Source organism: Paenibacillus amylolyticus (assembly GCF_050990605.1).
Taxonomy (GTDB): domain Bacteria; phylum Bacillota; class Bacilli; order Paenibacillales; family Paenibacillaceae; genus Paenibacillus; species Paenibacillus amylolyticus_H.
On sequence record NZ_CP158832.1, the window covers coordinates 3,608,602 to 3,621,697 of the forward strand.

The 13,096-nt window shown below is 44.1% G+C and carries 12 protein-coding genes and 1 riboswitch; of the genes, 3 read left to right on the forward strand and 9 right to left on the reverse strand.

Annotation, left to right across the window (positions count from 1 at the left end; genetic code table 11):
• Positions 1-25 precede the first annotated feature (25 nt).
• The 3 genes from ABTV53_RS16055 to ABTV53_RS16065 form a co-directional block, all read right to left on the reverse strand.
• Positions 26-805, reverse strand: a complete 780-nt coding sequence (locus tag ABTV53_RS16055; protein ID WP_433744103.1) for a phosphotransferase — start codon at positions 803-805, stop codon at positions 26-28.
• Between the two features lie 201 nt (positions 806-1,006).
• Positions 1,007-1,216 carry a hypothetical protein gene (locus ABTV53_RS16060; protein ID WP_433744106.1) on the reverse strand — a complete coding sequence of 70 codons (210 nt, stop codon included), beginning with the start codon at positions 1,214-1,216 and terminating at the stop codon, positions 1,007-1,009.
• Between the two features lie 147 nt (positions 1,217-1,363).
• A complete protein-coding gene (locus tag ABTV53_RS16065; RefSeq protein ID WP_433744108.1) occupies positions 1,364-2,641 on the reverse strand; it encodes a YCF48-related protein in 1,278 nt (425 codons plus the stop codon).
• 337 nt (positions 2,642-2,978) lie between these two features.
• Between ABTV53_RS16065 and ABTV53_RS16070 the strand changes: the two genes are divergently transcribed.
• Positions 2,979-3,908, forward strand: coding sequence for an L-lactate dehydrogenase (locus ABTV53_RS16070; protein WP_076217081.1), 930 nt, complete (start codon positions 2,979-2,981; stop codon positions 3,906-3,908).
• 94 nt (positions 3,909-4,002) lie between these two features.
• On the opposite strand, the gene ABTV53_RS16075 is transcribed toward ABTV53_RS16070, so the two are convergent.
• Positions 4,003-4,983 carry a GntR family transcriptional regulator gene (locus ABTV53_RS16075; protein WP_433744112.1) on the reverse strand — a complete coding sequence of 327 codons (981 nt, stop codon included), beginning with the start codon at positions 4,981-4,983 and terminating at the stop codon, positions 4,003-4,005.
• 192 nt (positions 4,984-5,175) lie between these two features.
• Here ABTV53_RS16075 and ABTV53_RS16080 point away from each other — a divergent pair, with 192 nt between their 5' ends.
• Entirely contained in the window at positions 5,176-5,664 is a 489-nt protein-coding gene (locus ABTV53_RS16080; protein WP_433754236.1) for an HPP family protein, read from the forward strand.
• A gap of 75 nt (positions 5,665-5,739) precedes the next feature.
• Here the strand turns inward: ABTV53_RS16080 and ABTV53_RS16085 are convergent, their stop codons facing one another.
• The 5 genes from ABTV53_RS16085 to ABTV53_RS16105 form a co-directional block, all read right to left on the reverse strand.
• Positions 5,740-6,705: a tyrosine-type recombinase/integrase gene (locus tag ABTV53_RS16085; protein WP_433744115.1), complete on the reverse strand. Its 966-nt coding sequence runs from the start codon at positions 6,703-6,705 to the stop codon at positions 5,740-5,742.
• A 46-nt stretch (positions 6,706-6,751) separates the two neighbouring features.
• Positions 6,752-7,831 carry a hypothetical protein gene (locus ABTV53_RS16090; RefSeq protein WP_433744118.1) on the reverse strand — a complete coding sequence of 360 codons (1,080 nt, stop codon included), beginning with the start codon at positions 7,829-7,831 and terminating at the stop codon, positions 6,752-6,754.
• A 259-nt stretch (positions 7,832-8,090) separates the two neighbouring features.
• Positions 8,091-9,527 (reverse strand): amino acid permease, encoded by a 1,437-nt coding sequence (locus tag ABTV53_RS16095; RefSeq protein WP_433744121.1) that lies wholly within the window; start codon positions 9,525-9,527, stop codon positions 8,091-8,093.
• Between the two features lie 533 nt (positions 9,528-10,060).
• The gene (locus tag ABTV53_RS16100; protein ID WP_433744124.1) at positions 10,061-11,431 is read right to left on the reverse strand and encodes an amidohydrolase family protein; all 1,371 of its coding nucleotides are present in this window, start codon (positions 11,429-11,431) and stop codon (positions 10,061-10,063) included.
• A 120-nt stretch (positions 11,432-11,551) separates the two neighbouring features.
• Positions 11,552-12,103 (reverse strand): CGNR zinc finger domain-containing protein, encoded by a 552-nt coding sequence (locus tag ABTV53_RS16105; protein WP_433744127.1) that lies wholly within the window; start codon positions 12,101-12,103, stop codon positions 11,552-11,554.
• Between the two features lie 143 nt (positions 12,104-12,246).
• On the opposite strand from ABTV53_RS16105, the gene ABTV53_RS16110 reads away from it, so the two are divergent.
• Entirely contained in the window at positions 12,247-12,747 is a 501-nt protein-coding gene (locus tag ABTV53_RS16110) for a DinB family protein (RefSeq protein ID WP_433744130.1), read from the forward strand.
• 83 nt (positions 12,748-12,830) lie between these two features.
• Positions 12,831-12,984, forward strand: a riboswitch (FMN riboswitch).
• Positions 12,985-13,096 lie beyond the last annotated feature (112 nt).

The following is a 13,096-nucleotide window of genomic DNA, read 5'->3' on the forward strand; positions in this document are numbered from 1 at the left end:
TTGAAGAACATGATTTTTAGCCAGACTAAAAGAAGTTATATATCCCATCTTCAAAATAATTATATTCTTCATCCGTTATTCTTAACTTTCCATATCCGTTATAAAATATTTCTCTATCTCTTTCATTATCAAACGCATTATGTTTCGGTCTAATGGCTAATGCTACATCATATCTTGGATCGCCATAAGCTGCTCCTGCCCAGTCAATAACTCCAACAATATTGCAATCATTAACCAGTACATTATCTATAGTAAAATCTCCATGAATGAAAGTGTTATCTATTGGTCTTGGTCTTGCTTCTTTCAACTGTTGAAGTAGTTCTGCTGATCCGTCTACAGCAAAGTGAGTTAGATTATATTCTGCTTTATTCAGCATTGTATCTAACCAAGGACTGTTATTGTTCAATAATTCAACAGGGCAAGAGCATTCATGTATTTTCTTTAAACAAAGCCCAAAGTTAAAAATCGCTTTTTCTTTACTTTGGAGGTCAGGCATCTTAGAGAGAAATTCTCTTAAACTTATTCCATCAATATAATCCATCAGAAGCCATCTCGATGTGTCCTCAGTATGAAATGAATATACCTTTGGAACAGGGAGTCCCGTATGGTAAAGGTATTGGAGCACCTTATATTCATCGGATAACCATTCATTATAAAGATCGTTTTCTGTCTTCTTGATGATGTACTTTTGATCAAACGTCTCCAGTATAGCCACAGTAGAAGTATGACCTTGCTTAGGAAAAGTGATTTTCTGTACTTCCCCTATATGTTCTTTTATTTCAATTGGGAGATCTTGAATGTTCATAGTTTTGTCCTTTCTACAATTTCATGCCCTTTCTCTTTCAGATAAAGTCAATAAAACAATTCCACATTTTGAGTAATTCACCTTAATTATTTCTATAATAACCCATGCCGCAATATTTGCGAAGTGAATTTAAAAGCGCATACATTTCACTCCAAATCAAAAAGAACCCTCCCGCAGGAGCGTTCTCAGTGAATGATTAGTCTAAGCATACATTAGATCCATAAACCCGCGAGTTATATCTTCACCTTCGGCTGGTTCGGGCTGGTCTGCCTGTGCGTGTTCTGCCATGCAAGCCTTCACTGCTTCCTCTGTCGTACAACGATTCGCATCGTCACATGTGTAGCATAATTGAAGCATATATCTGGTTAATTCATCCGCCTGCGTGAATTGAGTTTGACCGTTGGTTCTCATCTTCATCACTCCTTCTCTTGTTGAGTTAAATATATCACCTTCTAGTGGATTTATTTGTGATTTATTTCACAAACTAAACAAAAGAAGAAAAGGAACCCTCAGGCTCCTCTAATTTCCCTATCTATTTACATCTTTATCACATTGCACTTATAGTACTTTCCAATGTACACCGCCATCTACCGTTTGCAATAACAACGATCTTTTGGCATCTGTATTTTCAACCAATATCCAGCCAAGCTTGGGGTTAACCATCTGAATCTTCACAATCTCCGGATAGTCTTCGAGAATTTTCTCCAGTACACTGCTTGCAGGAAGAGCGCTCCATGTTTTGCCCGCATCCTTGGTGTGGTAGGTTATGCCCTTTTGCATCGCCCAACCTTCCGATGCGTTCAGAAATACTGGTGAAAGGTTACGATTCGCACCCGTTTGTTTGTTTAAAGTGAAATTGGACAGCTTCCAGCTCTTTCCGCCATCGGTGGTAAAGAATCCATTAAATGTCGTGCTCTCGCCTTGGGAACAGGACATTGACATCCAGGCTGATTGCGCTTCACGTCCAAAAAATTGTGGTGAACTAACACTGAAATTACCACACCCGTTGAATTTGTTTCGATCAAAGAAGGATGGTCCAGTATTCCAGTTCTCTCCGCCGTCTGATGTTACATACAACTTCGGTGTTCCGAACTCCAGCGCTGTTAAGAAACCATGCTTTGGATCCGAGAAAGTCATCCCCGTGGTGTATCCACGTTTGGAAATCTCTTCTGCTTCCTGTTTACCATCTTCATCACTGGATGACATCCGATTCCAGGTAATTCCACCGTCCTCGGTAAAGTAAAGTTTCTTGTCCTGTTTACCAATAGCGGTATCAACCGTGGTCAGAATCCAGCCTTTTTCAGGAGATACAAATGAAATCGCAGTCACTTTATCCGTTTTGGACAGAGAAGACAGGCTCCAAGTTACGCCCCCATTGTTGGTGCGAAGCACAATGGTATCTGTTCCACCCATACCTTCACGAACAATCCAACCATGTGCACGATCTACAAAATAAATGCTTTGTCCATATTTAGGGTTAGCCGGAAACTGTACATTTTCCGAAGGTGAAATATTGGTCCAGGTCTTTCCCTGATCCTGAGTGTAGTACAGGCGCAGCGCATTCCGCGTCACACCCCACGCCAATCCTCCGTTGTCATTGAGCAACTGAAAATCGGTCAAACGGGTCTGTATTTGGTACTTGGCCATATCTGCAGATTCTGTACTATTCACAGGGGGAACGACAGTTAATGTCTGCCCTGTATTCCCGGCGTCCTCCTGCTGCTGCGGAGGTTCTGCTTCCGGAGCTTGATCTGAGTCGGTGCATGCAGCCAATACAGCTACTATACCTATAGACAGCAATGCTGTCTGCGCGATTTTAATCCATTGCAAACGCAAGTGGGTTCCACCTCTCTCATCCAATATACAGGCGCGCATGCCTGTCCTATGGCGTTTTATTTACGATTCATCAGAATCCACTGCTCCTATTCTACCACAAACCTTGTGTAAAAGGCTCATTGCCCACTCATGGACGGCCCGCTCCCTTTTTCCAACTGATGCTCTGGGCTATATGTCGCACATTTATTACCATTAATTTCATCCTAAACTGTTTTTCTACGGAATAATTGGGTAAAAAGACATGAAATGCGAACTATTTTATAGACAACACTCGCTTTATATTCTCTAATCCCTTAATATGGATGGGAGTATAACCCAAAAAGGAGATGATATGAACATGACAAATAGTGCAGCTCTGAAACCAAGTCGTGTCGTGATTGTAGGCATGGGTGCGGTGGGAACAACAACGGGATACACGCTAATGTTGAGACAGCGTTCGTCCGAGTTGGTATTTGTGGATGTGAATCATGATAAAGCAACCGGCGAAATGCTGGATATGAACCACGGTCTTCCATTTACGGGAGGCGTGAAAGTATGGGCTGGCGATTATTCCGACTGCAAAGATGCAGATATCATTATTATTACAGCTGGTGCTTCCCAGAAGCCAGGCGAGACCCGGATTGATCTGCTGAAGAAAAATGCAAGCATTTTCAAAGATATTATTGAGCGCATTACTGAAGTGAATTCTCATGGTATTTTACTGATTGCAACCAATCCTGTAGATATTTTGTCCTATACTTCATGGAAACAAAGCGGATGGCCTGCTTCCCGTGTCATCGGTTCAGGTACATTGCTCGACAGCGCACGTTTCCGTTACCTGATTGGTAAAAATAAAGGGATCGACCCGCGTAGTATTCACGCACACATTATTGGTGAGCATGGAGATTCCGAAGTACCGGTATGGAGCCTGGCTAACGTTGCAGGAACAGATCTGGAATTGGATGAAGAAACACAACAGGATATCTTCGACCGTACCAAAAATGCAGCGTATGAGATTATTAATGCCAAAGGAGCGACTTCCTATGCAATCGCCCTTGCTCTGGACCGCATTGTAGCTGCAATTCTCGGCAACGAAGGATCCGTTCTGAACGTATCCACGTACCTTGAAGACTACAATGGTGTATCGGATGTTTATCTGGGCGTTCCATGTGTTGTTGATCGCAACGGTGTGCGTGAAATTCTGCCTCTTCCACTGAATGAATCCGAGAAAGTGGCTTTCCAGGCATCTGCTAACAAATTAAAAGAACAGATCGCTGGATTGGAGTAAATCGGATTATTGGTTTAACAAGAGCCACCCGCATCTCTTATTTTAGAGAAGCAGGTGGCTCTTATTGATATGCATTCGGAAAGGCTTCATTCATTTATTTCATATCAGAATGGATGGAGATATCATTCAACAAATTGGCACTGCTTTGTTCCAGTCTCATCGGATAGGGAACTACTTTATCAGGGGCTAGCTTAAACAATGCCGGAAAGACAGCGGCAGAAGCGTACACTCGATCTGTTTTCTGCAACAACCGCAGGCTTTCTTCCTGTTCATACTCTCCCTCCCACCCAAAAGTCTTCACATTCAAGTGGTGAATTCCCGCCTCCTGAACTCGCCTTGCCATCCACTCTCCTCCTATTTTACCTAAACATATAAAGGAAACGCGTGTGTTCTTCTCCAGACTGGATATTTCTAATAACAATGATGGTTCAACATCGGCGCCAATAACCAAAATTTTGATGTTGGATGCTGCAAAGTATTTTTTCACTTCTTTAGCATGATTAAGTGTAGTTACTACGATTTTAATGTGTTGGAGCTTATCATTTATTGAATTTTCATGGACAGGCAAGTCCTCCAGAAATAAGGTCTCCACATTCAAGCCAGTCGTCTTTTCGATAACTTGACGGTAAAAGATATGATCGTGGCCCTTACATTCTACAAACAGGATGTCTGCTTGACCAGCAGGAAATGAGCTCTGTTGCAACGCATACGCCAACCCCGTCATAAAAAATGGTTTGAGTTCAATGTTGTTCATCTCCACTTGCTTCACGGTTTCTTTTATCAGATCCATTAGTAATAAGCTTTGTTCATGGTATAACTGCCCTTTGGCAGTGACCTGTGTTCCCCGGCTCTTGTTCATCGTGACGAACCCCTCATCGCGCAGCTGATTATATACCAGATTAATCGTGTTGCGGTTCACTCCTAGTTCCTCAGCTAACTGGTTTGCCGTTGGCAACATATCTCCGGATTGTATTATCCCCATTGCAATCAGACATTTCAATTGCTCTCTAATCTGCGTATTTACATTAAAAGTCCAATCGGGATCTAATCTCAATGTTAATTGTTTGGTATCCAATGATCTAAACCTCTTTTCCTAGCTATATAGTTATATTATAACTAAAATCAGCCAATGCTCCAATCAAATCACCCTATATTTAGAATTATGTTGACATAATCTCGCTTTAATTATATAACTAAATTACTATGTAAATATGAATTAGGAGGCATTGAGGTGCGATCAATTGATGTATCAAATTTTCTAGCTAAAATGAAGGGAACGGGTAGGAGCACACTAAAAGTAGATCCTTATAGTGCACTTATTGGGGGAATCGGAGGTTTTGTGACAATCAGTATTTTATCTTTACTAACCCTTTGGACTTCAAATTTATGGATTATTGCGCCCTTTGGTGCAAGCTGTGTGCTCGCTTTTGGATTTTGGGATGCTCCGTTATCCCAGCCGCGAAACATCATTGGAGGGCACTTTATTTCTGCTCTGACTGGTTTAGTGATGCTTTACCTCTTCGGAGATAGTATATGGGTTATGGCCGCTGCCGTAGGTCTAGCGATTGCATTTATGATGTTGACCAAAACTTCCCATCCACCCGCTGGCGCTGATCCGATAGCTGTCATACTAGCTGGAAGCAGTTGGTCGTTTCTGTTCACGCCAGTACTTACAGGCTCTATAACGATTGTAGCAATCGCACTACTGATCAACAATCTGGCTAAAAAGCGCAGATACCCAGCGTTCTGGATATAAAGCATATGGAAGTTAGGTACAATTACTAGTTCACATGATATTAATTACGTAATTATATTAAAAAAACCGCAGCTCCTATGAGTTGCGGCTCTCTTCAAGATTGTAATGAAGTGGTTGTGCATTGAACATCGGCAGCTTCACTTCCAGCAAAGCCATAGCCTCTTCTTTCTCCCTACTGGTGACGTGTGTGTACACGGTTGTCGTTTGAATCGATGCATGACCAAGCAGTTCCTGCACCGTACGCAAGTCGGCTCCACGCCGTAACATCATGGTAGCGAAGGAGTGACGAAGCTTATGACTAGAGAAATTTTGACGTTGATTAGCCGGTGATTCCTGCTGGAAGCGTTCAAAGGTTTCCGTAGATATGAGCTGTATGCTGCGAATCGACAGTCTTTTCCCTTTTTGCGAGACAAATAACGCTTCCTCTTTTGGCCGCCAAGGATCGAGACGCTCAGCCATCGCTTGAGATAACACGTTTGCCACAGTCTCCGGTACAGGAAGCGAGCGCCATTTCCGACCTTTACCGAATACATCCAATGTACGCCGCTCCGCATTATAGTCTTTGCAATCCAACGCATGCACTTCTCCAACCCGTAATCCCATATATCCCATCAGTAGAAAAACAGCCAGATTACGTGTGCGATACTTGCCTTCTACCGACTCGAGGAAACGTGTCAGCCCACTTTCATCAAGGAAAACGGGCGCACGGTTTTTCTCGGTTTTGGATTTTTTGATTCCAAACGCCGGATTATTGGTTAACAATTCGAGTTCAATGAGGGACTTGTAAAAACAGTTCACCGCCGCATGTTTGCGATTTCTCGTGGCATCACTAACCCCACGCTCCCGCGCACGGGACAGAAAAGACAACACATGCAGCTTTTTGACCTGCTCCAGTGACTTCCCTTGAATGGAAACCAGGAATTCCACCACGTCACCGGTATATGATTTTACCGTATGGCCTGTATATCCGGCGTCCTTCATCCATATGTGAAAAGCTTCAAGCTCGTCCGCATATTGCTCCTGAATCTCCTCGGTCATCATCTGTCTACGTCACCTCGATTCGGTTCTTTATAAGTTGAACAGTGCTCTACGCTTCATCCACGATGACAACGTCAATCAGCGGAAGGATCGTTTCGGGTTTGCCTTGACTACGGGTAAGTACAAACGATGGCAATGGATTCTCGTGCAGACCATTCACGGATTCACAGATCTGAGTATACAAATCCATGTGCAACGTCTCGCCTTCACCAGCCACATCAATAACAGGCCAATCGTTCTGAACGCAGGCAGGCCAGTAAGCCAGCTCATTCGCAGGTACGATACTTAATTGTTGAATGGACGGATCAAGATGGTAGATCCCTTGCCGTTCAGGTTCATCGCCCAGCTTGTCCACGGCAAGTATTCCAGCCGACTGCTCATCTGGTGCAGAATAGAGTGAATAACACCAAGGAGTCACGCCCCAGGCGATCGCCATCAGCCCCTCTTCCAGCAACGTATCTGACAGATTGCCTTCAGCAAATTGCTCGATCAGATTATGGTTACCCGGTCCCATCAGTTCCTCTACACGTTCAGCGAGTCGAGGCAGGTCAGCGAGAATGAACCCTCCTCTCCCGTAGGAGTCAAACACATGATGGTTTCTGCTCCACGCAGCTTGAGATGGTGAACTCAACGACGCTGCTTCTGCCGGGAAAAGCGATATATATACGGTGATAACTTGCGCATACTTAACCATTGCAAGTTGTTCAGGTTCGAGTGTACCTTCAGCAATACGAGGTGTTTTCATATGCAGGGAGATTCGAAGTTCGTATTCCCCCTCTGTAAATGCTGACCAACCCAGATCAACAGACTGTACAACCCCCTCAATAGATGCAATGGAGATTGAGCTATTCGGTTTCAGGTTAACAGCATACTGCACGTATGCTAACTCCTGACCGTAGACGATATTGGCATCCTGACGATTGACGGGTGAATCCAACTGTTGTGCAATGACAGATAACTTACGTCCATCCTTCAGAAGACGCTGCGGATCAATATCCAACTGCAATTCGTCTTCAATTCCTGGTTGTGAAACAATTAATTGCGCCTCTGCAAGTACGGATGAGTCAGCTAATGCAAATCCAAAAGCTGCATTTTGATGATCTGAATTCGTATGTAATGGTGTGTTCATGATACATCCCCTCTCTTATGTCTGATGGCATGTCACATCCCCAAATATATTTCATATTTGGCTTAGCCGCAACCCCGCCCCCGTGATTAAGTTCGTCACGTCCCTTATTACTTACCCATATATGAAGAAAATCCCAACCTTCCCCTGCTGTTATCTTCCTTTATCTTTCTATATAAAAAAATCCCCATCCCGCTTCGCCTAAGCGATACGAAATGAGGAAAAATGAAGATGTACTCTGTTAAAAACGTTCTCGACTAATCTATTTATCCTTTGCTCTGAAAGCACTGGAGATCCGGCGTGCCGGATTCAGATGACTGTAATGACGTCCATACGCAAAGTAGATAATCAATCCAATGATCAACCAAACAAAAAACGTAACCCATGTCAGCGCTGCAAGGCGTGTCATTAAGTATACACAACCCAATGCACTCAGAATCGGAATCAGTGGCACAAGTGGAACGCGAAATCCGCGTTTGAGATCCGGGTTATTTTTACGCAATACGATAATGCCCAGACTTACAACTGCAAAAGCAAACAACGTTCCGATGTTCGTAAGCTCCGCCAAATGTCCCAACGAGATGAACCCGGAGAACAGAGCCACGATAATGCCTGCAACCCATGTTCCTACCGCTGGTGTCTGACTCTTGCCACTAACCTTGGAGAAGACAGGTGACAACAGTCCGTCACGAGACATGGAATAGAGCAGACGTGTCTGACCATACATCATGACCAGTAATACGGTCGTAATGCCGGCAATCGCTCCAAGAGATACAATCCAGGACAATCCCTTTAATTGAACAAATTCAAATGCAAATGCTACCGGATCACTTACATTCAACATGTTATAAGGCACTATCCCTGTGAGGATCAACGATACAACAATGTAGAGAACGGTACAGATTGCCAGTGACGCAATAATTCCAATCGGTAAATCCCGTTGTGGCTGCTTAACTTCTTCCGCCGCTGTAGAGACCGCATCAAATCCGATGTAGGCAAAAAATACCGTAGCTGCTCCAGCTGTTACACCTGTGATACCAAAAGGCAAAAATGGTTGCCAGTTCGTTGGCTCTACATAGAAAACACCTACACCAATGAAGATCAGCACCACGATAATTTTAATCGCTACCATGATGCCATTCGCACGAGCCGCCTCCTTCACCCCTCGGGTAAGCAGGAAAGTAATAATTAACGTTATGACCGCAGCCGTGATGTCAAAATAGGTTCCTTTTTCCGGGCTGAACGCACTCGTTAGCGCATGGGGTAACTCCAGTCCGAATCCGGACAATAACGTTTGAAAGTATCCAGACCATCCACTGGCTACCGCCGCACTCGCAAAACCATACTCCAATATCAGATCCCATCCCAAAATCCAGGCAATCACTTCGCCAAAAGCCGTATAGCTATACGTGTACGCACTACCCGATGCCGGTATGCTTGAGGCAAATTCAGAGTAACATAATGCCGCGAATGCACATATGATACCTGCCAGCAAAAATGACAGTACAAGGCCCGGGCCGGCATACGTTGCGGCAGCTACACCCGTCAGCACAAAAATCCCGGTACCAATAATGGCACCCACCCCAAGTGTGGTTAAGTCCAACGGACCAAGCGCCCGTTTCAATGCACTGTTGTTATCGCCCCCGGAGGCAATTGGTTTTTTACGAAATAATGAAGATCGTTGTTCGTTCTCACGCATAGTCATGTTCCTCTCGTCATGAATCTTGAATGTGCAATATGTGCTATGGATGTAGCAGAGATTGGATGGCTTCCCATCTGTTCTATGAAAAAGTCATTTGTTCTATCTTATCGATCACCTATAAAAACCTATCGAATTCTACACGTTATCGCGTTGCTTGATTAAATTTATTTTTAAAGATTATCTCTTATTTTGTTCTTTTTTCGCGAAAATTATCATGATCTGTTGCACGTGGTTGAATATGAAAATGGATTTAAAACAAAACTGCGTATAATTTATATTATGCGTAGTTTTTACGGGGCTTAATTTCTAAGTAAACATTCTATTACTCCTTGTTATATGAAGTTAAGAAAATGATCGCTTTTTTCGTCTTTTTCCGCTGTCCCTTCCTCCCTTATCCTGTCTAATTCGACGATATGCAAGCATGTAAAAGAGCCACATCGCATGATATGGCTCTTCCTTTCCTCTTTATACAGCTAGAGGTGTTTATGAAAATACGAAGTAACTATTTCTTGCTTTTATGAAAAAGCGATTCACGAAAAAGTAATTCTCTCCGCGTCCGACATCCGGTATTGGGATAACAAATATTCTTGGCTCTGCATCGCCGTATCCCGAATCGCATCCAGATCAACATTGAGCAGCTTACCCTCTCGCTTCACGAGTCTACCTGCTACAAAGACCGTATCCACATTGGATGGATTGGCAAATTGCACGACAGCGCCGATTGGATCATGGATGGGGAACAGATTCAGATCCGTAGTACGAATCATGATCAGATCTGCTTCCTTTCCTGGGGTCAACGTACCCACCTTCTGCTCCAATCCCAATGCTTGGGCACCAGCCGAAGTTGCAAATCTCAGTACTTGGCTGGACTGCAAGTTCAATTCACCTGGCATATCACCCTGCTGCAGAAGTTGTTCGTTGGCTCTGGATCGTTCTGCCTGAAGTGCAAACTTCATCTGTGAGAACATATCTCCGCCTGTGGAAGTCACCACATCTACACCAAGTGTAGGGGTCCCCCCATGTTCAAGAAAATAGCCGGTGGCCGGGTATCCATGACCCATCATCATTTCAACCTCAGGTGTGACCGACAGGGAAGCACCGCTATCCGCCAGCATTTTATATTCATCCATACCCATGGTGTTACCGTGAACAATATTCACTCGTGGACTTAATAGCCCCGCTTCGTACAGGTGACTAATCGAGCGATCCACAGATCCCCAACTTCCAAATCCGGCATGCATGGAGCATATCGAATCCAACTCTTGTGCTAGTGCGATCTCTTTCACAGTTGTATCCCAATGACTGAACTCCGGACCACGAATGGCGAGCCCATAAGTAAGCAATTGATCCCGTGATGAAAAATAACGTTCTTTGACTCTTCTCACATCATTATTCGAATACGTGAGTTGACTATCCCGATTCCAGTAGTCTGTCTCACCAGGGACTCCGTGAGCAAATACCGCCCGAATGCCAGCATCCTGAAGTCCACGAATCAGTTCATCCGTATGGTCAGGGGAATACGGCATGCTCCAATCCAACACCGTCGTAACTCCTGCATTAAGCGCTTCCAAAGAACCGAGCAGGTTGGCAATATAACTATCTTCTGGACGGAGCTTGCTTCCCATCGCACCATAATAGAGATTTTGCAAATAAACGGGTAACGACCAGTTGGTTCCTGCTGTTTTGACAAGTGATTCCCACATATGCCGATGCGTGTCCACCAGTCCAGGCATAATAATCATCGATGAAGCATCAATGACCTCCGCATCCGGAATATCCAGGTCGGGCTGAATCGCCATGATCAGTGAATCCTGAATCAGAACGTCCGCCCTCTTATACTGTCCAATTCGAGCATCCATCGTCAACACACAACCATTTTTTAACAGATAACTTGTCCGCACAAGACACATCTCCCATCTGATTTGGTTTGAAAGACGATAACCTCCTGCTTACGACTTCGTACTGCTTCTGACTATTGTTTCGCTAGTATATATATATTATATAGTTATTGTTAGTATTTATCAATTTTGGGATTTGCGTTTCGCCCGAAATCTTCTGACCTTCATCAGATTTCCACACATCTTATCATCACAGTACTTCTGTGTTCTGCTTCGGGTATCATCATAGAACATCCAGCGACAATCCGAATTATCACAGATCCGAATCCTACGCCCTTCTCCCTCCACTAAAGTCAAAGCAAAGTCAGCAGCTACCTCAGCCATAACCTGATGCCAATGTGCTTCTACAGCTACCAGTTGGAGTTTCAGTTCCTGATCAATTGTAGTCAATGTTCTTCTCACATGCCCGGCTTCCATAACAGAGTTCAACCATTGTCTTTCCTCATCTGTTAATGATACTCCGGAAGAGAGTCGAGCTCCCAGGGTCAGTAATCGATCCCTGAAATTTCTGATCTCCAATTCATCTTCAAAGGATGCGGGTACAGGAGCTTGCAGCTTCCATCGATCCAGAAAGTCTCGCTGCCAGTCTGCCTTCCCGAGCCTGTCCTCCGATCGATCTCCCCCACGCCAGTCGTGATAATCGCTGTTTACAAAATCGGTCCATAACCTGTCCATATATACCTCCGTTTTTTGTAACCATCTAAATAAATTAAGAGGGTTACAATCCATCTTTGATGTGTTATATTAAGTGTAACCTCATTAATCAGTTTTAGCTAGTTACATCACAAATCACAATTATACGTAAGGAGGAGAAGGCAATGACGAAAACAACAGCACTAGATGTATTACTTATTCAAAAGGATGATACTTGGGATCAATGTAATTGGATTGTACCTTTGTCAAAATCCTTGGAGGGTCTTACAGCAGAACAAGCAGCCTGGATTCCACCCTCAGGGGGATTAAGCATCTGGCAGTTGGTTAACCATATGTATTATTACAACCATCGACTATTATGTCGCATGCAAGGTAAGGAACCCACCCTCCCTGCTGTAGACTCCAATGAATACACGTTTGGGAACCCTGGAGATGCAACGGATGAAGCCGGATGGAATACACTGATAAAGAGTACAATTCGATTAGCCCAACAGTTGCAAGATCAATTGGCTGCACTTGAAGAATCAGACCTTGAAGCTGCTTATATGGACTCCGAAGAGAAATGGGCACACGAACTTGCCCGCTGGGTACTTCACGATGCCTATCACGCAGGCCAGATCGTGCTCCTTCGCAGACAGCAAGGAAGCTGGAATATCGTTTTCTAAAAAAATGCTTGAACTGCTAGCGCTTACAGGAATAAGATGAACTTAATAATGTTACAGCTTGTTCAACACACTATATAATTGAATAGGATCTTCGGGGTAGGGTGCAATTCCCAACCGGCGGTGATGTTCTTAGGAACCAGCCCGCGACTCGCTAATTGTTCTTAACGAAGGACATTCAGCGACTGACTTGGTGTGAATCCAAGGCCGACGGTACAGTCCGGATGAGAGAAGATCAACACATTGACATGCCGTTCACGGGAGTCCTCTTTCCTGATGCATGTCCTTGGATGAGCCCCCGTTTATTTGGTATATACCAAAACGGGGGCTTTTGTCGATTTTGCCAACTGAA

Coding starts and splice junctions, on each gene's coding strand:
- ABTV53_RS16055 (WP_433744103.1), bottom strand. CDS start 805: ATGAACATTCAAGATCTCCCAATTGAAATAAAAGAACATATAGGGGAA.
- ABTV53_RS16070 (WP_076217081.1), top strand. CDS start 2,979: ATGACAAATAGTGCAGCTCTGAAACCAAGTCGTGTCGTGATTGTAGGC.
- ABTV53_RS16110 (WP_433744130.1), top strand. CDS start 12,247: ATGACGAAAACAACAGCACTAGATGTATTACTTATTCAAAAGGATGAT.
- ABTV53_RS16060 (WP_433744106.1), bottom strand. CDS start 1,216: ATGAGAACCAACGGTCAAACTCAATTCACGCAGGCGGATGAATTAACC.
- ABTV53_RS16105 (WP_433744127.1), bottom strand. CDS start 12,103: ATGGACAGGTTATGGACCGATTTTGTAAACAGCGATTATCACGACTGG.
- ABTV53_RS16095 (WP_433744121.1), bottom strand. CDS start 9,527: ATGCGTGAGAACGAACAACGATCTTCATTATTTCGTAAAAAACCAATT.
- ABTV53_RS16090 (WP_433744118.1), bottom strand. CDS start 7,831: ATGAACACACCATTACATACGAATTCAGATCATCAAAATGCAGCTTTT.
- ABTV53_RS16085 (WP_433744115.1), bottom strand. CDS start 6,705: ATGATGACCGAGGAGATTCAGGAGCAATATGCGGACGAGCTTGAAGCT.
- ABTV53_RS16080 (WP_433754236.1), top strand. CDS start 5,176: ATGAAGGGAACGGGTAGGAGCACACTAAAAGTAGATCCTTATAGTGCA.